Raw genomic sequence first — 25,399 nt, 5'->3', positions numbered from 1 at the left:
GGTTCCACCATGTCCAAAAAACTTGCCGCGGTGGCGGCCGTCGGGCTGCTGGCCTTCACGGCTGCCTGTTCGGGCGCCGGCTCGACCACCAGCGGTGGCGGTGACTCGGCCGACAACACCATCACGGCCCTGATGGTCGGCAACCCGCAGATGGAGGACATCCAGAAGCTGACCGCCGACAACTTCACCAAGCAGACCGGGATCACCGTGAAGTTCACGATCCTCCCGGAGAACGAGCTGCGCGACAAGGTCACCCAGGACGTCGCCAACCAGGGCGGCCAGTACGACGTGGCCACGGTCGGCGCGTACGAGGTGCCGATCTGGGCCAAGAACGGCTGGCTGCACGAGGTCTCGACGCAGGCCCAGGCCGACTCCTCGTACGACGTGAACGACCTGATCAAGCCGATGGTGTCGTCGCTGAGCGGCGAGGACGGCAAGATGTACGCCGCCCCGTTCTACGGCGAGTCGTCGTTCCTCATGTACAACAAGGAGCTCTTCGACGCCAAGGGCCTCAAGATGCCCGAGAAGCCGACGTGGGCCCAGGTCGCCGACTTCGCGGCCAAGCTCGACGACAAGGGCAAGGGCGTCTCGGGCATCTGCCTGCGGGGGCTGCCCGGCTGGGGCGAGCTCTTCGCACCGCTGACCACGGTCGTCAACACGTACGGGGGCACCTGGTTCGAGAAGGACTGGACCGCGAAGGTCGACTCGCCCGAGTTCAAGGAGGCGACGAACTTCTACGTCAACCTGCTCAAGCAGCACGGTCAGCCCGGCGCCCCGCAGTCCGGCTTCACCGAGTGCCTCAACACGTTCGGCCAGGGCAAGGCGGCCATGTGGTACGACGCCACGTCGGCCGCGGGCACGCTGGAGGACCCGAACGCCAGCAAGGTGGCCGGCAAGGTCGGCTACGCGTACGCCCCGGTGAACAAGACCGAGTACTCCGGCTGGCTGTGGACGTGGGCGTGGGCGATGCCCAAGACCACCAAGAAGGCCGACGCCGCGTGGAAGTTCATCTCGTGGGCGACGAGCAAGGACTACGAGAAGCTGGTCGGCGAGAAGCTCGGCTGGTCGCGCGTCCCGTCCGGCAAGCGCACCTCGACCTACTCGATCCCGGAGTACAAGGAGTCGGCCAAGGCGTTCGCGGACGTCACGCTGGGCTCGATCGAGCACGCCGACCCGACCAACCCCGGTGTGCAGCCGCGGCCCGCGCTCGGTGTGCAGTTCGTCGGCATCCCCGAGTTCGCCGACCTCGGCACCAAGGTGTCGCAGGAGGTGAGCGCGGCCATCGCCGGCAGCAACACGGTCGACAAGGCGCTCGCCGACGGTCAGAAGCAGGCCGATGACGTGGCGAAGAAGTACAAGTGACCGTTACGGTCGCCCGGCCGGACGAGCGGACCCAGCCGCCCGTCCGGCCCGCCAAGGGCGGAGCCAAGGACCGCTGGGTACGCCGGGCGCCGTTGCTGCCCGCGCTGATCTTCGCCATCGTCGTCACGCAGGTGCCGTTCCTCTACACGATCTACCTCTCGACCACGAGCTGGAACGCGCTCCGGCCCGGTGACAAGCCGTTCGTCTGGTTCGACAACTACGTCACGGTGCTGTCCGACTCGCGGCTGCGCTCGGCGCTGTTCAACACGGTGGTCCTCACGGCCGGCGCGGTGATCTTCTCGCTCATCCTCGGCCTGGTGTTCGCGCTGCTGCTGGATCGCAAGTTCCTCGGCCGCGGCATCGTCCGGACCATGCTCATCACGCCGTTCCTGGTGATGCCGATCGCCGCGGCCCTGCTCTGGAAGCACGCCCTCTTCAACCCGACGTACGGCTTGATCAACGGCGTCTTCGGCGGCTCGACCGACTGGGTCTCGTCGTATCCGAAGGCCGCCGTGATCACGACGCTGGTCTGGCAGTGGACGCCGTTCATGATGCTGATCCTGCTCGCCGGCCTGCAGTCGCAGTCGCACGAGGTGCTCGAGGCGGCCAAGGTCGACGGCGCGAACGCGTGGCAGATCTTCCGCCGGATGACGATCCCGCACCTGCGGCAGTATCTGGAGCTGGGCGCGCTGCTGGGCTCGATCTACCTGGTCAACACGTTCGACGCGATCTTCAGCATCACGCAGGGCGGCCCCGGCACGGCGACCACCAACCTGCCGTACGAGATCTACCTGACCATGTTCCGCAAGTTCGAGTACGGCGAGGCCTCCGCGGCCGGCGTCATCGTGGTGATCCTGACGATCATCGTCGCCACGTTCGCCCTGCGGGTCATCTCGAGCCTCTTCAAGATGGAGGAGAACCGATGAGGGCCCGGTTGCACAACTCGATCTGGGGCGTGGTGGCCTGGATCGCCGGGATCATCTTCGTGTTCCCGGTCATCTGGATGGTGCTGACCAGCTTCAAGCAGGAGAACGTCGCCGCGACCAACCCGCCGAGCTGGTTCTTCGCGCCGACCCTGGCCCAGTACACCCAGGTCTTCGACCGCAACATCACGCCGTTCCTGCTCAACTCGCTGATGGCCAGCATCTTCTCGACGATCCTGGTCGTGCTGCTGGCCACCCCGGCCGCGTACGCCCTGTCGTTGCGCCCGGTGGCCAAGTGGAGCGACTCGCTGTTCTTCTTCATCAGCACCAAGATGATGCCGGCCGTGGCCGCCTTCCTGCCCGTCTATCTGCTGGTCAAGCACCTGGGCATGCTCGACAACATCTGGACGATGGTCATCCTCTACACGAGCATGAACCTGCCGCTCGCGGTCTGGATGATGCGGTCGTTCCTGCTCGAGGTGCCGCGCGAGGTGCTGGAGGCGGGCGAGGTCGACGGCGCGGGCCTGCTCACCTCGATCCGCAAGATCATCCTCCCGATCGTCAGCCCCGGCCTCGCGGCGACGGCGCTGATCTGCTTCATCTTCGCCTGGAACGAGTTCTTCCTGGCGGTCAACCTGACCGCCACGAACTCCGGCACCTCGCCGATCTTCCTGGTCGGCTTCATCTCGTCCGAGGGCGCCTTCCTGGCCCGGCTCTGCGCCGCGGCCACGATCGTGTCGCTGCCGGTGCTGATCGCCGGCTGGGTGGCCCAGAACAAGCTGGTCCGCGGCCTGTCGATGGGAGCAGTCAAGTGAAAGCGGCAGTGGTGGTCACGCCGGGCAAGATCGAGATCCAAGACGTACCGGACCCGACCCCCGGCCCCACCGACGTGGTGGTCAAGCCGGCCGCCGTCGGCATCTGCGGCACCGACCTGCACATCATGGACGGCGAGTTCGCCCCGTCGTTCCCGATCGTGCCCGGTCACGAGTTCGCCGGCGAGATCGTCGCGGTCGGCTCGGCGGTCACCGGCTACGCGGTCGGTGACCAGGTCGCGGTCGACCCCTCGCTGTATTGCGGCTACTGCTACTACTGCAAGCGGGCGCGGGGCAACCAGTGCGAGAACTGGGGCGCGATCGGGGTGACGGTCAGCGGCGGCGCGGCCGAGTTCGTGTCGGCGCCGATGGCCAACCTGTTCGCCCTGCCGAGCCACCTCGCGGCCAAGGACGCGGCGCTCATCGAGCCGCTCTCCTGCGCCGTACGGGGGTTCGACGTGCTGCCCCGGGCCATGGCCACGTCATACCTGATCTACGGCTCGGGGACGATGGGCCTGATGATGCTCGAGCTGGCCAAGCGGGCCGGGGCCGAGTCGGTGTCCATGGTGGATCTCAACCCGGCCCGGCTCGAGACGGCCCGGACGCTGGGGTGCTCGGCCGCCACCACGTCGGCCGACGAGCTCGACGCGCCCCGCGGCTGGGACGTCATCATCGACTGCACGGGGGTCGAGGCGGCGATCAAGGACGGCCTGTCCCGGGTCGGCCGCGGCGGCACGTTCCTGCAGTTCGGGGTGGCGAGCTACGACGCCCGGGTGGCCATCGAGCCGTACGAGATCTATCGGCGCGAGATCACCATCACCGGCTCGATGGCGGTGCTGCACAGCTTCGACAGGGCCGGGCAGCTGCTCGCGGCAGGCGTGCTCGATCCGTCGATCTTCGTCAGCCACCGGTTCCCTTTGTCCGGCTATGCGGAGGCTCTTGATCAGTTCCGGGCCGGAGTCGGCCGGAAGATCCTCATCGAACCGTGAGTGAAACCTTACGGCCAGTTGTCAGGTAGTCACTCTTCAGATCAAATAGAGGCGTGGGTACGACCCTTGCTCCGGGCCGTCTCGGCGCGGCCGCGGTCGCGTTCTTCGCGCTCGCGGCCACCGCGCCGATCGCCGTACTGATCAACGTGGTGCCCGCCGCCTATGCCACCGGCGGCGGGCCGCTGGTCCCCCTGAGCTTCCTGGCCGTCGGCGTCATCCTGATCCTCTTCTCGGCCGGCTGGTCGGCCATGGCCAACCGGGCGCCCTTCGCCGGCGCGATGTACACATACGTCACCCGCGGTCTGGGCCGTCCCGCCGGCACCGCCGCGGCCTGGCTCGCGCTCGCCTGCTATCAGAGCATCCAGCTCGGCCTCTACGGCATGACCGGGGTGGCCGCGGCGCCCCTGCTGCGCAGCTGGTTCGACGTCGGCGCCGAGTGGTGGATGGTCGCCGCGGGCTGCTGGCTGCTGGTCGCGCTGTGCGGCACGATCCGGTCCGAAGTGGGCAGTGGCCTGATCGCCCTGCTCGTGCTGGCCGAGGTCGCGGTGGCCGTCGGGTTCACCGCGGCCAACGCGATCGACCCGGCCGGCGGCGAGCTGACCCGCGCGACCATCCTGCCCGCCGACCCCGGCCACCTCGACATGACCACCCTGGGGCTGCTGCTCGCCGTGGGCCTGCTGGCCTTCGCCGGCTTCGAGACCACGGGCCCGTACGCCGAGGAGTCGATCCGTCCCCGGCGCGATCCCGGCCTGGCCACGTACGCCGTGGTCGCCGCCGTCGCCGTCGTGCTGGCCGCCGCCTCGTGGTCGCTGAGCGCGGCCACCGGCGCCGGCCGGATCACCGAGGTGTCCCGCGCCCGCGGCTCCGAGCTGCTGTTCGACCTGGCCGCCGAGCGGCTCGCCCCGTGGGCCCTCACGCTGGGCCGGATGATGCTGCTCACCGGCCTGTTCGCGGCCGCCCTGGCGCTGCACAACGCGATCGCGCGCTACCTGTTCGCGCTGGGCCGCGAGCGGGTGCTGCCGGCCGGGCTGGGCCGCACCGCCCGCCGGACGCTGGGCCCGCGCGCGGCCTCGCTGACCCAGTCGGCCGTCGCCGCGCTGCTGCTCGCGGGGGCCGCCGCGGCCGGGGTGGCCGATCCGCCGCTGACCGGTCGTCGCCTCGTGCTCGCGGGCGGCCTCGGCCTGCTCGTGTTGTTGCTGGTCACCTCCGTGGCCGCCCTGCTGCATCTCAACCAGGTGCCGAACGGCGAGGGCGCGTACACCCGGTTCGTGGCGCCGGTGCTGTCCACAGTGGGCCTGGGCGCGGTGGGCTATCTCGCCTTCCGTGATCTGGGCGCGCTGTTGGGCGTACGGGAAAAGGTCTGGATCTTGCCGGTCGCCCTGGCCGCCGTGGCCGCGCTGGGGGTGGTGCACGCGCTCGTGCTGCGGGGCGTCCGGCCGGTGATCTATGCGGGCATCGGGCAGGGCGGGGCGCCGGTGGTGGTCACGCCGAAAGTGCCGTTGCCGCGCGAGCCGGAGAAAGTGCCGGATCCGCAAGAGCCTCGAGCGCCGGGCGCGCACCGGCCTGAGCGTGTGAAGCCCTGACATGCGCGCGCCGGATCCGCGACCCGAGAGGGCACGGATCCGTGCGTTGGGCATGGACCCCGCGACCGGCCGTTTCCGGCCCAACGAGTCCGAGACGGCCGTACGGATCGAGGTGGAGCTGGGCGTGCGCCTGACCCGGGCCGAACCCGGCTGCCGGGCCGACTGGATCGACCAGGGCGGCCTCTCGTACGACGCGGTGGGCCCGTTCGCGGCGCACCGGTTCGATCAGCAGTGGGCGCGCTTCTCGCAGCAGATCGTGCTGCACCTCAGAAAGGCGGACCTGGTGCCGGTGGACGTCTCGCTGTTCACCGCCGACCAGGTGGCAAGGGTGGAAAAGTTCGTGGCGGAGCGAGGCTTGGCACCGCGTGTCTTCATACTCGGGCGGCGAAAATGGCGTCTCTCATCATGGTCCGGCCGGGCCGGGACTGGCAGTCGACCGGTGGTCTCTTCGAGTGGACGCTGGAATATCTCATTCCGCGGCTCGGCGACGCCAAGACGGCCGACTGGCTCCGCATGGTCGTCGCGGAGAACCTCGGCAGCCTGTGGATCCCCGACCTGCCGGGCACCGGCCAGGAGGAGATCTACCAATTGCTGCGTACGGGTGTGGTCGCGGCCGCCCGGGCGGAGCTCCCGGACGGGCCGGGCAAGGGCGACGCGCTCGCACAACTTCGTGAGCTCGTCGCCCTGACCTGGGAGCAGAACGGCGCCTAGCTAGGCGAAGAACTCCTGGATCTGGGTCAGCGTCAGGTAGCCCTGCTGCTCGGGCTCGTGCGCCGGCTCGGGCAGCCGCTTGGCCGTCACCGGCACGTCAGGCGCGTCGGTGGGCGGGCTCGGCATCGGCGGGATGGGCGGCAGCGCCGAGAGCATCAGGGCCTGCCGGATCACCTCGAACATCGCCCGCACCTCGGTGGTCGCGGCGTGGGTGGCGGCCGCGGGCGGGGTGCCGACCGGCAGGGCGCAGGTGAAGTTGGCCCACAGGCAGTCGTCCAGGCGGCGGATGTCGGCGCTGGGCCGCAGGTGGTCGAGCCGCCCCTCGGCGACGATGCCCAGCTCGCAGGCGGACAGACCGGTCTGCTGCCACCAGGAGCGCCAGCGCGGGTCGGCGTCCAGGGTGCGGGCGACGTGGCGCAGCGCGACGACGTGCTCGCGCGGGGCCCGGCCGCCGCCGGTGGTGGTGCCCAGGTGCGGGCGCAGCCAGGAACAGCCATCCGCGTCCGGGCCGTGGTCGAGGGTTTGCTCGTCCATGACTGCATGGTGACATTTCGTCCGGTGTGCGTCTGCTCGACGGTCCGGCACGTACGGGGGAAACGCCTTTCATAAGCCGGTGATATGAATTAGGGGTGCAGCCTGCCCCCAGCATCACGGACGCTGACGCCGCCATCGCCGCGGGGTTCGAGCGCTTCTACGAGACGCTCCGCCGGCTCACGCCGCGCGGGCCGCTCAGCCTGACCGCGGCCTCGACACTGCGGCGGCTCGAGCGTTCCGGCCCGCATCGCCTCAGTGAGCTCTACGCCCCCGAGGGCATCAGCCAGCCCGCAATGACGCAGCTGGTGACCCGGCTCGAGAAGGAGGGGCTGGCCGAGCGCACCGACGACCCCACCGACGGCCGGGCCGTAGTCGTCAGCATCACCGACGCCGGCCGGGCCGCAGTCGCCCACCGCCGCGCCGTCCGCGCGGCCGCGCTGGCCGAGCTGCTGCAGGGCCTGACCCCCGACGAGCACGCCGCCGTCGTGGCCGCCCTCCCGGCCCTCGAAAAGCTCAGCGACCTGGCCGCCGAACGAGCGACCTAAGGGCTCGCGGTCTCCCTCTCGCTAGCTGCCGCGGAGTTCGTCACGCCATTGCGCGAAGCGCTCGCGCATCGCGGCGATCCGATCGGAGTCGGCGTGGTACGCCGCGAACCGGCGATCCGGATACCTCGTCAGCATCGCCAGCAGGTCGGCGAAAACGGCGCGATCAAAGCCGGCGTCGGCCTGCTCGGCGAGGTCGAGCAGCTGCTCCCGGGAATATCGACCGGTCACAAGGGCTGCGTCCACATCCAGAAAGTCGCGCGGCTCCGCTCTGGTGAAGAGTGCGGACATCTTTCCGGCCACGACGTCGTCGATATGCAGAACGGGACCAATATCCATCAACACCGGCGGGAGCGAGCGCCAATTCGCGGCCAGCTCTACTTTGTATGCCTCCGGTGCCAGCGCGGGATCGATCACCGCGAGCCGGGCGAAAGTCTCGAACCGCTGCGTGACCTCCACGGAATAACCATGGCTACGGTAGGCGGCCACAACGGCGTCGACCGCTGTGGCGAAGTCGCCCCGACGCTCCCAGGCGGTGAAAAGGTCGATGTCTTCGCTTGGCCGCTCGAGGATGCCGTGCGCCTGGACGGCATAACCGCCGGCTAAGGCGAAGCCGTACCGGCCAGCCACCTCGAGGCCGAGTTCGGCGAGCTTGAGCAGGCCGGGCTCCATGCTCAGCCGGTCAGAGCCTGTGACGAGTCGGCCAGCTCGGGAAAACGGGCCTGCCACATCGCCCGCAACCGGGCGGGAAGCCACAGGCTCGGCCACAGCTGACGCAAGGTCTCGCCCCGCAGCCATCGGTTCAAGTCGCCCTCGGACGCCGCCTGATTCAGCACGGTTTGATAGAAGACCTGCATGTCGCCGGGGTCGTCCAGGTCGTAGGTGCCGTCGCCCGACCAGTCCAACGATCGATCGAGGATGACGGTGCCGGAGGCTGGGCCGCGTAGCTCGCTCAGGCTCGTGGCAATCGTGTAATGCCGCTGGTCGACGTATCGCGACCCCGGCGGTGCGCTGCGTGTCGTCGCCATCCGTCGATTCTACGTTGCGCGCCGCGGTCTAGAGCGTGGCTGCGGCCAGCAGGGCGGCGGCCACGCCGCGGGCGGTGAGGGCGGCCTGGGAGTTCTTGTCCATGCGGGCGCCGGCCGAGGCGCCGTCGTAGAGGACGACCAGCTGGTCGGCCAGGGCGGCCGGGTTGCGGGCGCCGGCGTCGCGGGCCAGTTCGTAGAAGAGGCCCCTGGTCCAGGCGCGGTTGGCGTTCGAGACCTCCTCGACCGGGCCGCCGGCGGGGGATTCGGCGCTGGCGTTGTAGAAGGGGCAGCCCCGGAAGCCGGGGGTGCCGCTCAGCTCGGCCAGCACCTCGAACACGCCGAGCAGGCGGTCGCGCGGGTCGTCGTAGGCCTCGAGGCCGGCCAGCAGGCGGGTGCGGCGGAGCTTGTGCCGGCCCTCCAGATAGGCCCGGACCAGCTCGTCCTTGCTGCCGAAGGTGCTGTAGAGGGAGGCCTTGGCGACGCCGGCCCGCTCGATGATGCGGTCGATGCCGACGGTGTGCACGCCCTCGGCATAGAACAGCTCGTCCGCGGCGGCCAGGAGGCGGTCGCGGGCCGAGGCCTTGCGCGGGGCCGGGACGGAAGTGGTGGCGGCGGGTGACGCGGCAGACATGCGGTTGACGGTACCAGACAGATCTGTCTAGTGTCGGCTCGACACGCTAGTAGACAGAACTGTCTGTTAAGGGGAACTCGTGACCACCCTCGCCGAACCGGCGCTGCGCAACCGGCGGCTGTCCCGCCCGGTCGCCTTCGCCGCGATCGCCGCGATCTTCGTGACGTTCGCCGCCGCCTCCGCCGCACCGTCCCCCCTCTACGTGGTCTACCAGCATTTATGGGGTTTCTCCGCCACAACGCTCACGGTCATCTTCGCGGTGTACGTCGTAGGGCTGATCGGCTCGCTGGTCATGCTCGGGGCGCTCTCCGACCACATCGGTCGCCGCCCGGTGCTGGCCGCCGCGATCGGGCTCGAGGCGGTCTCGCTGATCCTGTTCCTGACCGCCGGCGACGTCTCGATCCTGCTGCTCGCGCGGCTGCTGCAGGGCATCGCGACCGGCGCCGCCATGACGACGCTGGGCGCGGCCCTGGTCGACCTCAACCCGCCGCACGCCCCGGGCCGGGCCGGCCTGATCAACGGCATCGCCCCGGTCGCCGGGCTCGCGATCGGCGCCCTGGGCTGCGGGGCCCTGGTGCAGTACGGCCCCTCGCCGACCCACTTCGTGTGGGCGCTGCTGCTGGCCGGCATGCTCCTGGCCGCGATCGTGGTGGCCCGCATCCCCGAGACCTCGGCCCGTCGTCCCGGCGCCGCCGCCTCGCTCGCGCCCCGGCTCGGCGTCCCGGCCCGGCTGCGCGCCGACGTGCTCGCGCTCGTGCCGATCATCGTGGCCAGCTGGGCGATCGGCGGGCTCTACCTCTCGCTCGGCCCGTCCGTGGCGGCCGGTGTCTTCGACCTGAGCAGCCACCTCATCGGCGGCCTGGTGGTCACGCTGCTCTGCGGCACGGGCGCCCTGACCTCGTACGGGCTCCGGAACGTCGCGACGAAGAAGGTGCTCACCATCGCCGGGAGCCTGCTGACCGTGGGCGCCGTGATCAGCGTGATCGGTCTCGAGCTCGGCAGCGCCGTCCTGGCCGCGGGCGGCACCGTGGTCTCCGGGGTCGGGTTCGGCGCCTCGGCGCTGGCCTCGTTCGGCACCCTGGCCGTCCTGGCCGCCCCGCACGAGCGCGGTGAGCTGTTCGCCGTCGCGCTCGTCATCGCGTACGTCGCCTTCAGCGTGCCGGCCGTGATCGCCGGGTTCGCCGCCACTTCCGCGGGCCTGCACGACACGGCTCTGGTCTACGGATTGGTCGTGGCCGCCCTGGGCGCGGTGGCCCTAGTGGCCCAACGAATCCGTACAAACGGCTGAAAAACAGTTCGCCTCGGCGTGGGCGGGTCCTCATGCCGCCGCCCACGCCGCACCATACTAGGGCGAATTGGACACGAGAGGCTGGCATGAGACGACTTCTGGCGGCGGCCACGACGATCGCCTTGGTGGTGATCGGGGTCCCGGCGAGTGGCGCGCGGGCCGCGGACGATCGAGGCGTGGAGACGGACGGTGCCGCGCGAGCGGCCCGGAGCATCAAGTGGAGCTCGTGCACCGAGCCCACGCTGCGGACGCACCAGGCCGAATGCGGCTTCGTCAGCGTCCCGCTGGACCACTCCGACCCGAACGGCAAAAAGATCCAGATTGCCGTGTCCCGGATCAAGCACACCGTCCCGGAGGCCAAGTTCCAGGGCGTCATGCTGGTCAACCCGGGCGGACCGGGCGCCAAGGGCCGCGGCCTGTCGGTGCTGGGCTCGCTGGTGCCGCGGCAGGTCGGGGCGGCGTACGACTGGATCGGCTTCGACCCCCGCGGGGTGGGGGCCAGCAAGCCCTCGCTGAGCTGCGACAACGACTACACCGGGTACAACCGTCCGGCGTACGTGCCGACCACGGCCAAGATCGAGAAGACGTGGCTCAAGCGGACCGAGGCCTACGCCAAGGCGTGCGGGCGGGCCGGCGGTGACCTGCTCGGCCACCTCAAGACCCTGGACTCCGTACGGGACATGGATGTGATCCGGTACGAGCTGGGCGCCCGGCAGCTCAACTTCTACGGCTTCTCGTACGGGACGTATCTGGGTCAGGTCTACGCGACCCGATACCCCGAGCGCGTGCGGCGCATGGTGCTCGACGGCGTGGTCAACCCCGCGCGCGTCTGGTACGACTCGAACCTCGACCAGGATCTGGCCTTCGACCGCAACATGCAGGTCTATTTCGGCTGGCTGGCCAAGCACAACCGGGTCTACCGCCTCGGCAGGACCACCCGTGAGGTGCGGCAGCGTTTCTACGCCGAGCAGAAGCAGCTGACCCGCCGGCCCGCGGGCGGGGTGATCGGCCCGTCCGAGCTGACCGACATCTTCCTGCAGGCCGGGTATTACACGTTCGGCTGGGCCGACATCGCCCGCGCCTACAGCTCCTGGGTGCGCGAGGACGACGCGAGCGGCCTCAAGCGGCTGTACGACGCCAACAACCCGAAGGGCAAGGACGCCGACAACAACTACGCGGTCTATCTGGCCACCCAGTGCACCGACGCGCCCTGGCCCAAGAGCTGGACCAAGTGGAGCTCCGACAACTGGCAGACGCACCGCAAGGCGCCGTTCGAGACCTGGGCCAACGCCTGGTACAACGCGCCCTGCCGCACCTGGCCGGCGCCCAGCGGCATCCCGGTCACCGTCTCGGGCGAGACCGTCCCGCCGGTCCTGATGGTCAGCGAGACCCTGGACGCGGCGACCCCGTTCACCGGCGCCCTCGAGGCGCGCAAGCGGTTCCCGAACGCGGTGCTGGTCGAGGGCGTCGGCGGCACGACCCACTCCGGATCGCTCTACGGCAACCGGTGCGTCGACGACACGATCGCCGACTACCTGGCCTCCGGCAAGCTGCCCGAGCGGCAGGAGGGCGAGCGCTCCGACAAGCGTTGCTCGCCGATCGAGCCGCCGGAGCCGGTCGCGGGGCTGACGGCCGACACCAAGACCGACACCAAGGCCAAGCGGGCCCCGGTGCCCGCCGAGCGGCTCGAGATGCAGAAACTCATCGCCGGACGGTGATCACGCTCACGACCCCCGCCCGCGGGCGGGGGTCGTTGGCTATGCTCGTTCTCGCGAAGGGGAGTAGCTCCCAACGTCGCGGTCGACATACTGATCCTCCGGGGTCCGGCCGCACGGCCTTCTCACCGAAGGCGAGCGAGACCTTCGGCCATGGCTGCTTATTGCGGCCGGGTCGAGGTCGCCCTGCGCTTCTTCTTCCCGGTCCGCTCGATACCGGGAGAAATATCTGTGGAAGGCTTCCTCGTCGCGACGGCGGTCAGCTTCGCCGTCATCTTCGTGGCCGAGCTGGGCGACAAGTCCCAGCTCATGGCGCTGACATTCGCGACCCGCTTCAAAACCGTCCCGGTGCTGATCGGCATCACCGTGGCCACCGCGATCGTGCACCTGGTGTCGGTCGGCATCGGCTACGGGCTCGGCGCGACCCTGCCGACCGGCTGGATCAACCTGGTCGCCGCCCTGGCCTTCCTCGCCTTCGGCGCCTGGACGCTGCGCGGCGACAAGCTGACCGACGACGAGAAGACCAAGGCCGAGCGCAGCACGGGCTCGGCGATCCTGGCCGTCGGCGGCGCGTTCTTCCTGGCCGAGCTGGGCGACAAGACCATGCTGGCCACGATCACCCTGGCCACCCAGTACGGCTGGTTCGGCACCTGGCTCGGCTCGACGGTCGGCATGGTCGCGGCCGACGCGCTGGCCATCGTCGTGGGCCGCATGCTCGGCCGGCACCTGCCCGAGAAGGCCATCAAGTACGGCGCGGCCGCGCTCTTCGCTATCTTCGGCATCTGGTTGCTGATCGAAGCGATCATCGAGCTGCGATAGGGGTCTCGCCGTGCGGTACCGGGCCGAGTTGAACGCCGACGTCACCTTGACGACCGGCGGCCGCCTGCAGACGCAGGGGCTGCTGGTGGACGTGCCGCACCTGGACGTCACCCAGGCCGACCTGGCCACGATCCTGGTCGGCGCGCTCGGCCTGCGCGACGTCGAGCGGGTCGAGCTGAGCGGGATCCGGACGTTCGCCGAGCCGGCCACGACCGGGGTGCCCGCACCGCCCCGGCTGCGCTTCGTCGAGCTGAGCCATGTGATCTCGGACGGCATGACCACCTATCCGGGCATGCCGTCCCCGGTCGTCTCGGCCCATCTGACCTGGGCCGACTCCCGCCCGCGATATGCCGAGGGCACCGAGTTCAGCCTCGACAAGATCGAAATGGTCGGGCAGACCGGCACCTATCTCGACGCCCCGCGGCACCGCTACGAGGGCGGCACCGACCTGGCCGGGCTGCCGCTGGAACGGCTGGCCGACCTGCCCGCGGTGGTCGTGCGCACGGCCGGCAGCGGGCGCCGGGCGGTCACCGAGGCCGACCTCGAGCCGTACGCGGTGGCCGGCCACGCCGTGCTGCTGCACACCGGCGGCGACCGGGGCTGGGGCACGCCCGGCTACGGCGTCGACGCGCCCTACCTGACCGGGGCGGCCGCCGCGCTGCTGGTCGAGCGGGGCGCGGCCCTGGTCGGGATCGACTCGATCAACCTGGACGACAACACCGAGGCCAGCGGGGGCGAGCGGCCGGCCCACACCGTGCTGCTCGCGGCGGGCATCCCGATCGTCGAGCACCTCACCGGCCTCGAAGACCTGCCACCGCACGGCGCCCGCTTCACCGCCGCCCCGCCCCGGATCACGGCCTTCGGCACCTTCCCCGTACGGGCCTATGCCCAGGTGCCCTATCACGAGGCGCACGACCACTCCCGCTCGGCCGGCTGGATGCCCACGCGCTGATCTGCCCGAAAGCCCTCATTCGGGCCGCGAATCCGCCGATCATTTGGATGTGACCGCCAACCGCCCGCGGACCGGGGGCCGCCGATGACGGAGCGGCCCGTCGCCAGTCCGGCCGACCCCATGGCCGGCCCCCGCGCCTTCAACGGCCCCACCGAGGTGGCCATCGCCCAGGCGGCCACGCTCTTCGAGCAGCTCGACGTCGAACGGGCCGTGGCCACGCTCGAGCCGGCGCTGCGGGCCGACCCGGGCGCGATCGAGGGCTGGATCCTGCTCGCCCGCCTGCGGCTCGCGCTCGACGAGGCGCAGAACGCGCTGGAGGCGGCCGACCACGCCATCCGGATCGACGCCGGCGACCCGCGCCCGCTCGCCCTGTCGAGCCGCGCGCTCACCGTCCTCGGGCGGCACGAGGACGCGGTCACCATGGCCTACCGCGCGGTCATCGCCGACCCGCGCAACGCGCTCTGGCACGACCGGGTGGCCTGGGCGCTGCTCGCGGCCGACCGGCAGATCGCCGACGCCGAGCAGGCCGCCCGTACGGCAATCGGCTTCGACCCCACCGAGGCGCACTACTACTACACCCACGGCGTGACGCTGGAGGCCCTCGGCCACACCGACCAGGCCCGGCAGGCGCTGCTCACGTCGCTGCGGATGGAACCGGAGAACCCGGTCGCCCAGCATCACCTGGCCGTGCTCAACGGCGAGGCCACCCGTCCGGCCGAGACCAAGAAGCGCGGCTGGCGCCTCTTCGGCCGTAAGGGCTAACGGTATTTGCGGCGGATGGCGAGCCAGACCAGCCAGCCCAGGCCGATGATGAAGCCGAAGCTGATCAGGCGGTAGAGCACCACCGCGGCGACCGCGAACGAGCTGGTCAGGCCGCCCGCGACCAGCCCCAGCACCAGGGCGCCGTCGACCACGCCGAGCCCGCCGGGCACGATCGGCACGCTGGCCGCGGCCATCCCGGCGCAGTACGCGATGATCAGGCCGACCGGGTTGATCTCGCCCGCGCCCACCGCCAGGCAGCACAGCCACAGGCAGAGCGCGTCGAACAGCCAGTTGAGCAGGGCCAGCACCACGGCCACGGCGAAGCTCGCCGGGTGCACCCGCACCTCGCGCAGCTGCTCCACGAAGCCGAGCAGCCGGTCGTGCCCGTGCTCGGGCGGGCGCCGGCGCACCCGGTTGACCCCGCCCAGCACGGCCCGCACCGGGCGGTCCAGCAGCTGCGGGTGCTCGGCCAGCTGGCGTACGCCGAAAGCGACCACTACGGCGGCGACGGCGTAGCCCACGAGCGAGTGCCAGGTGCCGGTGTTGCGGGCCAGCAGGCCGCCGGCCGCGCCGATGACGATCAGGGCGCCGGCCGACAGCACCCCGCTGAGCGCGATGCACCACGACGCCACCGCGGGGGACGCCCCGAACCGGCGCAGCTGCTGGAAGTTGAACGTCGTCGAGAAGACCGGGCCGCCGGGCAGGGTGGCGCTCAGCGAATGGGCCGCGTACGCGGTCGCGACGTGGCGCTTGATGCTGACCTTGGTGCCCGCGCCCCGCAGCAGGGCGCGCTGCATCCGGGCGTACGTGCCCATCGAGGCCAGCTCGGCGGCGAGCGCGGCGGCCACCCAGTTCCACTGCGGGGCGCGCAGCTGGGTCAGCGCCCCGACCAGGGCCGACCAGCCCAGGGCCAGTTCGGCGCCCAGAACCACGACGACGACGGCGGCCACGGTCGGCCCCCGCCGCCACCACGGCGGCACCCCGGTCGTGGGCCGGGCGGAATCCTGCTGCACGGCCATTGCCCCCATGCTCGCACCTGCGCGGGCGCGGTGTGGCCGATCAGCGGGTGTACGCGAGCAGATCGAGACCCCGTACGGAAGGGGGCTCCTTGGCCTGCACCCGCAGCGTGTTGCTCGAATCGAACAGCGACAGCAGCCGTTTGCCGTCGTGCTCGGTGCGCACCAGCAGGTTGCCGTCCGGGTCGAAGACCGCGCCGACCACCGTGCCCGCCACCGGCAGCACCTCCAGATCGCCGGTCGCCGTGTCGACCACCGCGTCCGCCGTGTCCGTGCCCGTCGTGCTCTGGCCGGTCGTCTGCAGCGGCACCGTCACCCGCCGGCCGGTGGCGTCGACGCTGGTCGGCTTGCACGCGGCCAGGCCGTCCGGGTTGTCCTGCGGCTGCTTGTCGCCCAGCACCGGCACGCTCGTGCTCGTCCCGGCGTCACCGTCGGCCACCTTGAGCCCGCAGTACGACGTCGCGTAGACCAGCGTGCTGCCGTCGCCCGACCAGCGGAAATGCTGGCCCGAGGCCAGGCCGTCGGGCAGCGGGGTGATCGCGCCGGACTCCAGGTCGAGCACGCCCGGGGCGGAGGTGGCGACCAGCAGCCGGCTGCCCTCGGGCGACCACACCGGCGCCTGATCGGCCGCGACCACGTCGGTGGCCACCTGCTTGGACTCGCCGCCCGACTCGTTGACCAGCAGCTTGCCGTCCGACACGTACGCGATGCGGTAGCCGTCGGGCGAGATGCCGACCGACGACGGCGCGTTCGCCAGCACGACCTCGGCCGAACCCTGGCCCGGCGACATGCGGACGACGTCGGGATCGCTGTCGCGCTCGCGATAGAAGACGTGACCCGGCAGGTCGGACAGCGTGCGCGACTTCGGCTTGGCGGTCTTGGGCTGTTTCGGCGGCTTGCCCTGCGGGCGCTGGGTCGGCACCGGGGCGCCGGCCAGATCGCCGGGCGAGCCGGTGGGGGAGGCGCCCGCGCCGGCCGGGGAGACCGAGGCGGACGGCGTGGCCGAGCCCGCCGCCCGCGAACCGGTGGCGACCGGGATGTTCTCGTGCTTGCTCCGCGGCATCTGCCACAACCCGCTGGCCAGCACGACCAGCACGGCCATGGCGGCGCCGGTGCCGACCGCGGCCTCGCGGCGGCCGATCCGGCGGGAACGGTTGATCGCCCGCTCGTACATGTCGGCGGGCTCGGCGACGTCGGCCAGGTCGTGCAGCGAGGCGCGGAGCCGGTCGTGCTCGGAGGTCATCGCCCCGCCTCCGGCACTTCGGTGAGCATGCTCAGATCGGGCAGCAAGGAACGCAGCCGGTCGAGCGCGCGGGCGGTCTGCGTCTTGACCGTGCTGACCGAGACGCCCATCAGCTGGGCCGCCTCGGCCTCGGTGTGATCCTCGAAGAACCGCAGCACGATCACCGCCCGCTGCTTGGGGCTCAACGTCAGCAGGGCGCGCCGCAGCACGAGCCGCTCGACCGCGGCGTCGGCGTGATCGTCGGCGCCGGGCCGGGTGTCGGGCTCGAAATCGGCCGGCAGCACCTCGGCCACCTTGGGACGGCGCCAGAACGACACCTGCGCGTGATACATGACCTTGCGGGCGTACGCCTCCGCGTTCTCCGTGCGCTCGAGGCGCTGCCAGGAGCGATGGGTGCGGGCGAGCGCCTCCTGCACGAGATCCTCGGCGAGATGCTGGTCGCCGGTCAAAAGATACGCCGAGCGCAACAATGCGTGCGTCCGCGTCCGGACGAAATGCGCATAGTCGGCCTCACGGGCGTCCATTCGAAGGTGTCCGTTCGAGGTGTCGAGGGAGACGTGAGAATACCCAGGCGGCTCAAGAACCGCACTGCCGGTCACGTCGACCCCTCTCCACCTCGGACGCACCGGGCGATGCCACCCCGTGTGGGCACCGACCAGGAACTTCACCGCGCGATGCCTCCCCGTGTGGGCACCGACCGGCGCATTACAAGACGCATCTTCGGCGGTTGCCGGACGACAACCGTTCGGCCGAATTTGCGGCTCCCCCGAACGGTCATTCGCGTGCCTGTGGATAACTCCGGGCTCCCCGCTTGACAGCGAGTAATGTCCACCCACATCGCCCCGGGAGGGTGGGGGCTAGGGATGGCACAACAGTTGACCTTGGAACGAAATCACTGAGTGTCGCGGCCCTCACACCGGGTTGCATGCGTTTTCGGTAGCGTCGGTGGGCATCGGTCTGATCGGTGGGGCGTCGCGCGCGCCCGGAACGGAGGACCCGCATGGCACGCCCTCGCATCGTCATCGTCGGAGCCGGGTTCGCCGGTTTCGCGGCAGCACGCAAAATCTCGCACCTTGCCCGTGGTGGCGCCGAGATCGTCGTCGTGAATCCCACCGACTACTTCCTCTATCTGCCGCTGCTGCCCGAGGTCGCGGCGGGCATCCTCGAGCCGCGGCGGGTCACCGTGTCGCTGCAGGCCGCCCTGCCCGGCGTGCGTCAGGTGCTGGGTACGGCCGACGGCTTCGATCTGGACAACCGCCGCATCACCTATCGCGACCCCGAGGGGTGGGCCGGCTCGATCGGCTATCACCGCCTGGTGATCGCGGCCGGCAGCGTCAACAAGCTGCTCCCGGTGCCCGGCGTGACCGAGTACGCGCACGGCTTCCGCGGCATCCCGGAGGCGCTCTACCTGCGCGATCACATCACGCGCCAGATCGAGCTCGCGGTCAACGCCCCGACCGAGCAGGAGCGGCTCGCGCGCTGCACGTTCGTCGTGGTCGGCGCGGGCTACACCGGAACCGAGGTGGCGGCGCAGGGCGTGCTGTTCACCGACGAGCTCACCGCGCAGCGTCCCGAGCTGCAAGGCAAGGTGCGCTGGCTGCTGCTCGACACGGCCGACCGCCTGCTGCCCTCGCTCGACGAGCGCCTGAGCGTGGCGTCCGACGAGGTGCTGCGCCGACGGGGTGTCGAGCTCCTTCTCCGTACGAGCGTGAAGGAGGCCACAGAGGACGGCGTGCATCTGTCCACCGGGGACTTCGTGCCGACGCGCTCGCTGATCTGGTGTGTCGGCGTGCGCCCCGATCCCGTGGTCGAGGGCCTGCACCTGCCGCTGCGCAACGGCCGGCTCGTGGTCGACGAGTTCCTCACCGTGCCCGGCCATCCCGACGTGTACGCGATCGGCGACGCGGCCGCGGTGCCCGACCTGACCCGGCCCGGCGAGATCACCGGCATGACCGCGCAGCACGCCGTCCGGCAGGGCGTGGCCGCGGCGAAGAACATCGCGGCGTCGTACGGGCAGGGTCGCCGCCGGCCGTACAAGCATTACGACCTGGGTTTCGTCGTCGACCTGGGCGGGCTCGACTCGGCTGCGAACCCGCTCGGCGTGCCGGTCAAGGGGTTCCCGGCCAAGGTGGTGACCCGGGGCTATCACCTGTTGTCGATGCCGGGCAACCGGGTGCGGGTGGCCGCCGACTGGGCGCTCGACGCCCTGCTGCCGCGGCAGGGCGTGCAGCTCGGCCTGGTGCCGGGGAGGGCCGTGCCGCTCGACAGCTCGTCGCCCGAAAAGCCGTAAGAAGTCCACCCGAAGCCCGGAAAAAGTCCGTTCGAGGGAGAGTTAAGCGAACGGTGCGAAGCGTTCACAAGTGATAATTCGGTCATGCAACTTCGTGGGCTCGGCGTGCTGGTGGCCACCGCCGCGGCGGTAGTGATGACCGGCGGCGCGGCCCCGGCGCGGGCCGACACCGGGGGCGGGACCCCGGTTCTGATGGCCCGCTACGCCTTCAACGGCCGGGCCGGCTCGATCCTCGACGAGTCGGGCCGCGGCCACACCCTGCGGGTCATCTCGGGGCACGGCGGGGCCGTCCGCCAGGTGGTGCACGGCCAGGGGTCGGCCCTGCTCTTCCCGCCGCGCTGCCAGCAGCAGGTCTGCCCGCACGTGGCGCTGCAGACGCCGTCGACCGCCGACCTCAACCCGGGCCGGCGCGACATCTCGTACGGCGCCGACGTCTATCTGAGCCCCACGCAGACCAGCAAGGGCCAGAACGTGATCCAGAAGGGCTACTCGACCCGCGGCAGCCAGTGGAAGCTGCAGATCGACGGCGTCGCCGGCCGGCCCAGCTGCGTGCTGGTGGGGGACCGGTCGCACCGGATCCGGATGGCCACCAGCGCGGTCAGCGTGGCCGACAACCGGTGGCATCAGGTTCGCTGCGCGCGGATCGGTGGCACGCTGTCGGTCTGGGTCGACAACGTGCTGCGCGGCCGCATCGGCATCCCGCCCCGGCTCTCGGTGACCAACAACCGTCCGATGAGCATCGGGGGCAAGGGCGCCTACGCCGACAACGACCAGTTCAACGGCGCCCTCGACGACGTCTGGGTGCAGGTCGGCTAGGTCAGGCCGCGCGCCACGGCGGTGAGCAGGTCGGCCGAGGTCGTGTCGCCGGAGAGCTCCCACGCGAACGCGCCCCCGAGGGCCTTGCTCCGGGCGTACGCCATCTTGGTCTTGATCGTCTCCGGGGTGTCGTAGGACCACCACTGGTTGCCGCAGAACGCGTAGGCCGTGTCGCCGATGGTGCCGGTCGGCGGGCAGCGCTTGACCAGGGCCTCGTAGTCCTCGAGCCCCTTCTCGTAGCGCCCGGCGGCCGGTCCGCTCGCCGCCCCGCCGGGTTCGGGGCCGGTCACGCCGGTCCAGCCGCGGCCGTAGAAGCCGATCCCGAGCAGGATCTTCGACGCGGGGACGCCCAGGGCGAGCAGCTTGTCCACGGTGGCCGAGGCGGTCGACGACGTACGCGGAATGCCCGGGTACGCGCTGAGCGGCGAATGCGGGGCGGTCTTCTGCGTCTTCCGCACGTCCTCGCCGCCCGCGCCGAAGTAGTCGTAGGTCATCGCGCTGAGCCACGTCGCCGGCTCGGCCGCCGTCCGGTAGTCGGTGGCCTCCAGCTTCGTCGAGTCGCCGGGCACCGCCGCCGTGATCACCGCGTCCGGGCCGAACGCCGTACGCAGTGAGCCGAGCATCCGGCCCAGCGCCTCCGGCCCGCTCTTGTCGCAGCTCATCCCGCACGCGTTGGGGTATTCCCAGTCCACGTCGATGCCGTCGAAGACGCCCGCCCAGCGGGGATCGGTGACCAGGTCGTGGCACGACTCGGCGAAGGCGCCGGGGTCGCGGGCGGCCTGGGTGAACCCGCCCGACCCGGTCCAGCCGCCGAACGACCACAGCACCTTGAGCCCCGGGTGCTTCGCCTTGAGCCGGCGCAGCTGCCCGATATTGCCGCGGGCCGGGTTGCTTGCCTCGTCGGCGACGCCGTCCACGCTCTGCCCGGCCGCGAACGGCTTCTCGAAGTCGGCCCAGCGGTCGGCGGCGGTGCACTTGCCCCCGGTGACCTTGCCGAAGGCGTACAGGAGGTGGGTCAGCTCCTCGGCCGCCCCGCTCGCGTCCAGGTCTTTCACCTGGAAGTCGCGGGCGTAGACACCCCACCCGGTGAAATAGCCGACCACCTTGGGGGCGACCGGCGCGGGGGCGGGGTCGTCGTCGGACGGGGCACAGCCGGCGAGACCGACCAGGATAAGGATGATCAAGACGAATCGGGCGCGCACCACTCCGAAGCTATCCGGACGGGACAAGCGGGACACAAGTGATCACTCGTCCGGGTGTAGCGCCCGTCATCGGCGCCGAGCCCCGGCTGTGCGATCGTTTCCCGGTGGCCATCAGCCCGCACGAGCCCTCCGCCGCGCCGCCTCTTCGCAGCTGGCGGTCCGAGTTGCGTGCCTTGCTGAGCTGGCGTCGCATTCTCACCCGGTTGCGCGCGGTGCTGCGCAGCGCGCTGGTCACCTTCGTCGTTCTCACCGTCACCCTGTGGCTGATGCCGGGGGTCGAGAGCAACGACATCGTCGACACGCTCGGCCTGGTGGCGATCGTGGCCGGCGTCGGCGCCGTGCTGCGCCCGCTGCTGCTGCTCGGCGTGACCGCGCTGGGCGGCTGGGGCGCGATGCTGCTCGGCGTGATCGCCCAGATCGTCGTCATCGTGATCGCCCTCGAGATCGACCCGGCCGAGCGGATCACCGGCCTGCCCTCGCTGGTGCTGACCGCGATCCTGGCCGTGGTGTTCGCCGCGATCGTCGACTGGATGGCCGACAGCGGCACCGACGACACGTTCGTGCGCGAGGCCCGGCGGCTGATGCGGGGCGTGCGCCGCCGGCAGGCCCGGCTGGCCGGGGGCCCGTTCCTCACGTTCCGCCGCCCCCGGCAGGGCTCCGACCCGGGCCTGATCATGGTGCAGTTCGACGGGCTGTCGGAGCCGGTGCTGCGCTGGGCGGTGCGGGCCGGCAACCTGCCCACGCTGGGCCACTGGCTGCGTTCGGGCAGCCACGCGATGCGCGGCTGGCACACCGGCCTGCCGTCGACGACACCCGCCTCGCAGGCCGGCATCCTGCACGGCGCGACCCGGCAGATCCCGGCGTTCCGGTGGTTCGAGAAGGACACCGGCAAGCTCATGGTGACCAACCGGCCGCGCGACGCCGCCCTGCTCGAGCCGCGGCTCAGCGACGGCCGGGGCCTGCTGCGCGACGGCGGGGTGAGCATCGGCAACGCGTTCAGCGGCGACGCGGCGGTCAGCCTGCTGACGGTCAGCCACGCGGCGCTGCCGGGCCGGTCCGCGCGCGGCTGGGCCGCGTTCATGGCCTCCCCGTACGGTTTCACCCGCGCCCTCGTGCTCGGCGTGGGCGAGGTCTTCACCGAGCTGCACCAGGCCCGCCTGCAGCGCCGCCGCAACCTGCAGCCCCGGGTCAGCCGGTCGGGCGCGTTCCTGGCCCTGCGCCCGGCGTCGATGCTGCTGCGCGACGTGAACGTGTCGCTGATCGCCGAGCAGATGGCCCGCGGCGCCCCGGCGATCTATTGCGACCTGGTCGACTACGACGAGGTCGCGCATCACGCCGGCCCGGCCCGGCCCGAGTCGATGCGCCAGCTCGAGAGCCTCGACCGCATGCTCGGCGTGCTCGAACGGCTGGCCCCCGAGGCGGCCCGCCGCTATCACCTGGTGGTGCTCTCCGACCACGGGCAGAGCCAGGGCGCGACGTTCCGCCAGCGCTACGGCGAGAGCCTCGACGAGGTGGTCGAGCGGTTCTCGGCGGGCGACGAGGCCGAGACCATCGAGGAGCCGACCGAGAGCGAACCACCGGTGGAGAACGCGACGCCGGTCGCCCCGCTGCTGGTGGTCTCGTCGGGCAACCTGGCGCTGGTCTACCTGACGAAATTCCGGCAGCGGCTCGACCGGGCCGCGATCGACCGGGTCTATCCGCGGCTCATCCACGGGCTGGTCGCGCACCCGGGCGTCGGCCTGGTGATCGTGCGCGGCGAGGACGGGCCGATCGCGCTCGGCACCTCCGGCCGCCACCACCTGCGCGACGGCATCGTGCACGGCGTCGACCCGCTGCTCCCGTACGGGCCCCGCGCCCGCCACGACCTGCTGCGTCACCAGGAGGCCGAGCACGTGGGCGACCTGGTGCTGATCAGCTGCGTCGACCCGGTGACCGAGGAGGTCGCGGCGTTCGAGGAGCTGGTCGGCTCGCACGGCGGGCTCGGCGGCTGGCAGACCGAGGCGGTGCTCGTGCACCCGGCGCGCTGGCCGGTGACCGACACCGAGCTCGACGGGCCCGACGCCGTGCACCACCAGCTGGTCGAATGGCTGGCCATGCTGGGGCTGCGCACCCGCAGCGCGGCCGCCGACGAGACGCTGCAGCTGGAGCGCGAGGCGCAAGAAAAGATCTTCGAGTCACCGGAGTCACCGAGACTTTCCCGGACGCACGACGGTTAAGCACTTTGTGCCGCGATTCCCGCTTGTCCTTCTAGCCCTGGCCGCCGTGCTCCTGCCGGCGGCCGCCGCCCCCGCAGTGAGCCCGACGGCACGCTCCTCCGCCCCCACTTTCAACGGCGGCGTCTACGCGATCGCGCACCGCGGCGCGACGACGTACGTCGGGGGCACCTTCACCACCGCGACGGCGAACGGGCGGACCTATCCCCGGGAACGACTGGCCGCCTTCGACTCGCGTACGGGGAAACTGCTCGACTGGTCGCCCAGCGCCGACGGGGTGGTGCGCGCGCTGGCCGCCACCGACGACAGCGTCTACGCGGCGGGCGATTTCCACGCCGTCAGCGGCGAGCGCCGCGATTCCCTGGTGCGGATCCATCCCACCAACGGCGCCGTGCGCTCGTTCCGCCACACCCTTTCCGGTACGCCGTACGCGCTCGCCGCGGGCAACGGCCGGCTCTATCTGGGCGGCAGCTTCACCCAGGTCACCGGCGAGCGGCGCGACAACCTGGCCGCGTTCTCGCTGACCACCGGCCGGCTCGACCCGCGCTGGCGCCCGGTCGCCGACGACACCGTGCACGCGATCGCGGTCACCGGCCCGCGGGTCTATCTCGGGGGCGGCTTCCACCTCGTCGGCGCGGTCAAGGGCACGCTCCGGCTGGCCTCGGTCAACGGGACCAGCGGGGTCGTCGACCCGGCGTTCAAGCCCCGGGTGCCGGCCGAGGTGCGGGCCATCGCGCTCGACCCGACCGGCGTGCACGTGGCCACGGCCGGGCGGGGCGGCCGGGCGATCGCGTACAGCTACGCCGGGGCCCTGCGCTGGCAGCGGGTGTTCGACGGGGACGCGGCGGCCATCGCGACCGCGGGCGGCATCACCTATGTGGGCGGGCACTTCGACAACGCCTGCCTGACCGAGCGCAACGGCGTCAAGGGCGGGTGCGTGGACGGGGCCCGGCCGCGGTTCAAGCTGGCCGCGGTGACGGCCAAGGGGCAGCTCGCCTCGTGGGGGCCGAAGGCGAACGGGGTGATCGGCGTACGGGTGCTCAGCGTCAATCACGTGGCCGGCACGATCGAGGCCGGCGGCGACTTCACGATGATCGACGGGGCCGATCGTCGTCGCTTTGCAGCTTTTTGACCGCGGCCAGGCGCTGGCTGATCCGCCAGTAGCGCGTCGGGGTGAGCCGGGCCAGCAGGTCGGCGCCCTTGGCCACACCGCCGATGACCAGGCGCGGCTTGCGGTCGTGGACGGCGGCCACGATCTGCTTCGCCGCCTCCTCGGCCGGCATGGTCAGCGCCCGCTCGGCGAACCGCCGCGCCTGGGCGACCTGCCTGCCGTCGGGGTCGCCGCCGCTGACCCGCGCGTTGGCCGCGATGTTGGTGCGAATCCCGCCGGGGTGCACGACGGTCACGCCGACCCCGCGGGGCTCCAGCTCGTGGCGCAACGCGTCGGTGAATCCCCGTACGGCGAACTTGGACGTCACGTAGGCCACCTGCCCGGCCGGCGCGATCAGGCCGAACAGGCTCGACACGTTGACCACGTGCGAGCCGGGCCGGGCCAGCAGCTGCGGCAGGAAGGCCTTGGTCAGCCGGATCACGGCCATCAGGTTGATCTCGAGCAGCCACTCGAAGTCGGGCAGCGCGTTCTGCTCGAACTCGCCCATCAGCGTCACGCCGGCGTTGTTGACGAGCAGGTCGACGCCGCCGTGCCGGGCCGCGACCTCGGCCGCCAGGTCGAGCCGGTCGCCGCCGTCGCTCAGGTCGATCTCGTACGTCGTCACGTCGGCCGCGCCGAGCTCCCGCGCCGCCGCGGCCGCCCGGGCCAGCCCCTCGGCGTCCCGGTCGACCAGGACCAGCACTGATCGTCGCCGCCCGAGCTCGAGGGCCAGGGCCGCGCCGATGCCGCTGGCGGCCCCCGTGATCAGACAGGTCCGGCCGGCGAAGGCGAACGGAGCGCTCATTCCTTTGACCCTA

25 protein-coding genes are annotated in these 25,399 nt (G+C 71.3%); 16 read left to right on the top strand and 9 right to left on the bottom strand.

Annotated elements, in window-relative coordinates:
* Positions 1-9: 9 nt before the first annotated feature.
* The 6 genes from JKJ07_RS23965 to JKJ07_RS23935 all read left to right on the top strand — a co-directional run bounded on the left by JKJ07_RS23965 (position 10) and on the right by JKJ07_RS23935 (position 6,380).
* Positions 10-1,362 (top strand): ABC transporter substrate-binding protein, encoded by a 1,353-nt coding sequence (locus JKJ07_RS23965; RefSeq protein ID WP_202993928.1) that lies wholly within the window; start codon positions 10-12, stop codon positions 1,360-1,362.
* The gene (locus tag JKJ07_RS23960; protein ID WP_202993927.1) at positions 1,359-2,288 is read left to right on the top strand and encodes a carbohydrate ABC transporter permease; all 930 of its coding nucleotides are present in this window, start codon (positions 1,359-1,361) and stop codon (positions 2,286-2,288) included. The genes JKJ07_RS23965 and JKJ07_RS23960 overlap by 4 nt, the downstream gene beginning before the upstream one ends.
* On the top strand, positions 2,285-3,100 hold the full coding sequence (locus JKJ07_RS23955; RefSeq protein WP_202993926.1) for a carbohydrate ABC transporter permease: 816 nt from the start codon (positions 2,285-2,287) through the stop codon (positions 3,098-3,100). The genes JKJ07_RS23960 and JKJ07_RS23955 overlap by 4 nt, the downstream gene beginning before the upstream one ends.
* The gene (locus JKJ07_RS23950; protein WP_202993925.1) at positions 3,097-4,086 is read left to right on the top strand and encodes a zinc-dependent alcohol dehydrogenase family protein; all 990 of its coding nucleotides are present in this window, start codon (positions 3,097-3,099) and stop codon (positions 4,084-4,086) included. Before JKJ07_RS23955 ends, JKJ07_RS23950 begins: the two co-directional genes overlap by 4 nt.
* A 53-nt stretch (positions 4,087-4,139) precedes the next feature.
* Positions 4,140-5,669, top strand: coding sequence for an APC family permease (locus JKJ07_RS23945; protein ID WP_202993924.1), 1,530 nt, complete (start codon positions 4,140-4,142; stop codon positions 5,667-5,669).
* 390 nt (positions 5,670-6,059) lie between these two features.
* Complete coding sequence (locus JKJ07_RS23935) at positions 6,060-6,380, top strand: hypothetical protein (RefSeq protein WP_202993923.1); 321 nt, start codon at positions 6,060-6,062, stop codon at positions 6,378-6,380.
* Here JKJ07_RS23935 and JKJ07_RS23930 read toward each other — a convergent pair whose 3' ends face one another.
* Positions 6,381-6,914, bottom strand: coding sequence for a hypothetical protein (locus tag JKJ07_RS23930; RefSeq protein WP_202993922.1), 534 nt, complete (start codon positions 6,912-6,914; stop codon positions 6,381-6,383).
* A 95-nt stretch (positions 6,915-7,009) separates the two neighbouring features.
* On the opposite strand from JKJ07_RS23930, the gene JKJ07_RS23925 reads away from it, so the two are divergent.
* Positions 7,010-7,459: a MarR family winged helix-turn-helix transcriptional regulator gene (locus JKJ07_RS23925; protein WP_202993921.1), complete on the top strand. Its 450-nt coding sequence runs from the start codon at positions 7,010-7,012 to the stop codon at positions 7,457-7,459.
* 21 nt (positions 7,460-7,480) lie between these two features.
* Here the strand turns inward: JKJ07_RS23925 and JKJ07_RS23920 are convergent, their stop codons facing one another.
* From JKJ07_RS23920 to JKJ07_RS23910, 3 genes are read right to left on the bottom strand one after another with little or no spacing between them, the layout of a single operon-like run.
* Entirely contained in the window at positions 7,481-8,128 is a 648-nt protein-coding gene (locus tag JKJ07_RS23920) for a nucleotidyl transferase AbiEii/AbiGii toxin family protein (RefSeq protein WP_202993920.1), read from the bottom strand.
* A 2-nt stretch (positions 8,129-8,130) separates the two neighbouring features.
* Positions 8,131-8,484, bottom strand: coding sequence for a hypothetical protein (locus tag JKJ07_RS23915; RefSeq protein WP_202993919.1), 354 nt, complete (start codon positions 8,482-8,484; stop codon positions 8,131-8,133).
* A gap of 28 nt (positions 8,485-8,512) precedes the next feature.
* Positions 8,513-9,115 carry a TetR/AcrR family transcriptional regulator gene (locus JKJ07_RS23910; protein ID WP_202993918.1) on the bottom strand — a complete coding sequence of 201 codons (603 nt, stop codon included), beginning with the start codon at positions 9,113-9,115 and terminating at the stop codon, positions 8,513-8,515.
* Positions 9,116-9,194: 79 nt separating this feature from the next.
* Between JKJ07_RS23910 and JKJ07_RS23905 the strand changes: the two genes are divergently transcribed.
* The 5 genes from JKJ07_RS23905 (at position 9,195) to JKJ07_RS23885 (ending at position 14,651) form a co-directional block, all read left to right on the top strand.
* Positions 9,195-10,403, top strand: a complete 1,209-nt coding sequence (locus JKJ07_RS23905) for an MFS transporter (RefSeq protein WP_202993917.1) — start codon at positions 9,195-9,197, stop codon at positions 10,401-10,403.
* Positions 10,404-10,489: 86 nt separating this feature from the next.
* Positions 10,490-12,121 carry an alpha/beta hydrolase gene (locus JKJ07_RS23900; protein ID WP_202993916.1) on the top strand — a complete coding sequence of 544 codons (1,632 nt, stop codon included), beginning with the start codon at positions 10,490-10,492 and terminating at the stop codon, positions 12,119-12,121.
* Between the two features lie 228 nt (positions 12,122-12,349).
* Entirely contained in the window at positions 12,350-12,937 is a 588-nt protein-coding gene (locus JKJ07_RS23895) for a TMEM165/GDT1 family protein (RefSeq protein ID WP_202994044.1), read from the top strand.
* 10 nt (positions 12,938-12,947) lie between these two features.
* On the top strand, positions 12,948-13,889 hold the full coding sequence (locus JKJ07_RS23890) for a cyclase family protein (protein WP_202993915.1): 942 nt from the start codon (positions 12,948-12,950) through the stop codon (positions 13,887-13,889).
* Positions 13,890-13,973: 84 nt separating this feature from the next.
* On the top strand, positions 13,974-14,651 hold the full coding sequence (locus JKJ07_RS23885) for a tetratricopeptide repeat protein (RefSeq protein ID WP_202993914.1): 678 nt from the start codon (positions 13,974-13,976) through the stop codon (positions 14,649-14,651).
* Here the strand turns inward: JKJ07_RS23885 and JKJ07_RS23880 are convergent.
* From JKJ07_RS23880 to JKJ07_RS23870, 3 genes are read right to left on the bottom strand one after another with little or no spacing between them, the layout of a single operon-like run.
* Entirely contained in the window at positions 14,648-15,679 is a 1,032-nt protein-coding gene (locus JKJ07_RS23880; RefSeq protein ID WP_236029693.1) for a lysylphosphatidylglycerol synthase transmembrane domain-containing protein, read from the bottom strand. The genes JKJ07_RS23885 and JKJ07_RS23880 overlap by 4 nt on opposite strands.
* Positions 15,680-15,710: 31 nt before the next feature.
* On the bottom strand, positions 15,711-16,910 hold the full coding sequence (locus JKJ07_RS23875; protein ID WP_202993913.1) for a TolB-like translocation protein: 1,200 nt from the start codon (positions 16,908-16,910) through the stop codon (positions 15,711-15,713).
* Positions 16,907-17,434 (bottom strand): SigE family RNA polymerase sigma factor, encoded by a 528-nt coding sequence (locus tag JKJ07_RS23870; RefSeq protein WP_202993912.1) that lies wholly within the window; start codon positions 17,432-17,434, stop codon positions 16,907-16,909. The genes JKJ07_RS23875 and JKJ07_RS23870 overlap by 4 nt, the downstream gene beginning before the upstream one ends.
* Positions 17,435-17,910: 476 nt before the next feature.
* On the opposite strand from JKJ07_RS23870, the gene JKJ07_RS23865 reads away from it, so the two are divergent.
* Together JKJ07_RS23865 and JKJ07_RS23860 are read left to right on the top strand one after the other, a co-directional pair.
* Complete coding sequence (locus JKJ07_RS23865) at positions 17,911-19,200, top strand: NAD(P)/FAD-dependent oxidoreductase (protein WP_202993911.1); 1,290 nt, start codon at positions 17,911-17,913, stop codon at positions 19,198-19,200.
* Positions 19,201-19,284: 84 nt separating this feature from the next.
* Positions 19,285-20,016, top strand: a complete 732-nt coding sequence (locus JKJ07_RS23860; RefSeq protein ID WP_202993910.1) for a LamG-like jellyroll fold domain-containing protein — start codon at positions 19,285-19,287, stop codon at positions 20,014-20,016.
* Here the strand turns inward: JKJ07_RS23860 and JKJ07_RS23855 are convergent.
* On the bottom strand, positions 20,013-21,218 hold the full coding sequence (locus JKJ07_RS23855) for a glycoside hydrolase family 18 protein (RefSeq protein ID WP_307834376.1): 1,206 nt from the start codon (positions 21,216-21,218) through the stop codon (positions 20,013-20,015). The two genes, JKJ07_RS23860 and JKJ07_RS23855, sit on opposite strands and share 4 nt — an antisense overlap.
* A gap of 104 nt (positions 21,219-21,322) precedes the next feature.
* Here JKJ07_RS23855 and JKJ07_RS23850 point away from each other — a divergent pair, with 104 nt between their 5' ends.
* Both JKJ07_RS23850 and JKJ07_RS23845 read left to right on the top strand, forming a co-directional pair.
* Positions 21,323-23,434 (top strand): alkaline phosphatase family protein, encoded by a 2,112-nt coding sequence (locus JKJ07_RS23850; RefSeq protein WP_202993909.1) that lies wholly within the window; start codon positions 21,323-21,325, stop codon positions 23,432-23,434.
* 46 nt (positions 23,435-23,480) lie between these two features.
* Positions 23,481-24,563, top strand: coding sequence for an NHL repeat-containing protein (locus tag JKJ07_RS23845; protein WP_307834375.1), 1,083 nt, complete (start codon positions 23,481-23,483; stop codon positions 24,561-24,563).
* Here the strand turns inward: JKJ07_RS23845 and JKJ07_RS23840 are convergent.
* The gene (locus JKJ07_RS23840; RefSeq protein WP_202993907.1) at positions 24,517-25,386 is read right to left on the bottom strand and encodes an SDR family NAD(P)-dependent oxidoreductase; all 870 of its coding nucleotides are present in this window, start codon (positions 25,384-25,386) and stop codon (positions 24,517-24,519) included. The two genes, JKJ07_RS23845 and JKJ07_RS23840, sit on opposite strands and share 47 nt — an antisense overlap.
* Between the last annotated feature and the right edge of the window lie 13 nt (positions 25,387-25,399).

It is taken from the genome of Paractinoplanes lichenicola (assembly GCF_016785085.1).
Classification (GTDB): domain Bacteria; phylum Actinomycetota; class Actinomycetes; order Mycobacteriales; family Micromonosporaceae; genus Actinoplanes; species Actinoplanes lichenicola.
This window is presented reverse-complemented; position numbering and strand designations above follow the sequence as displayed.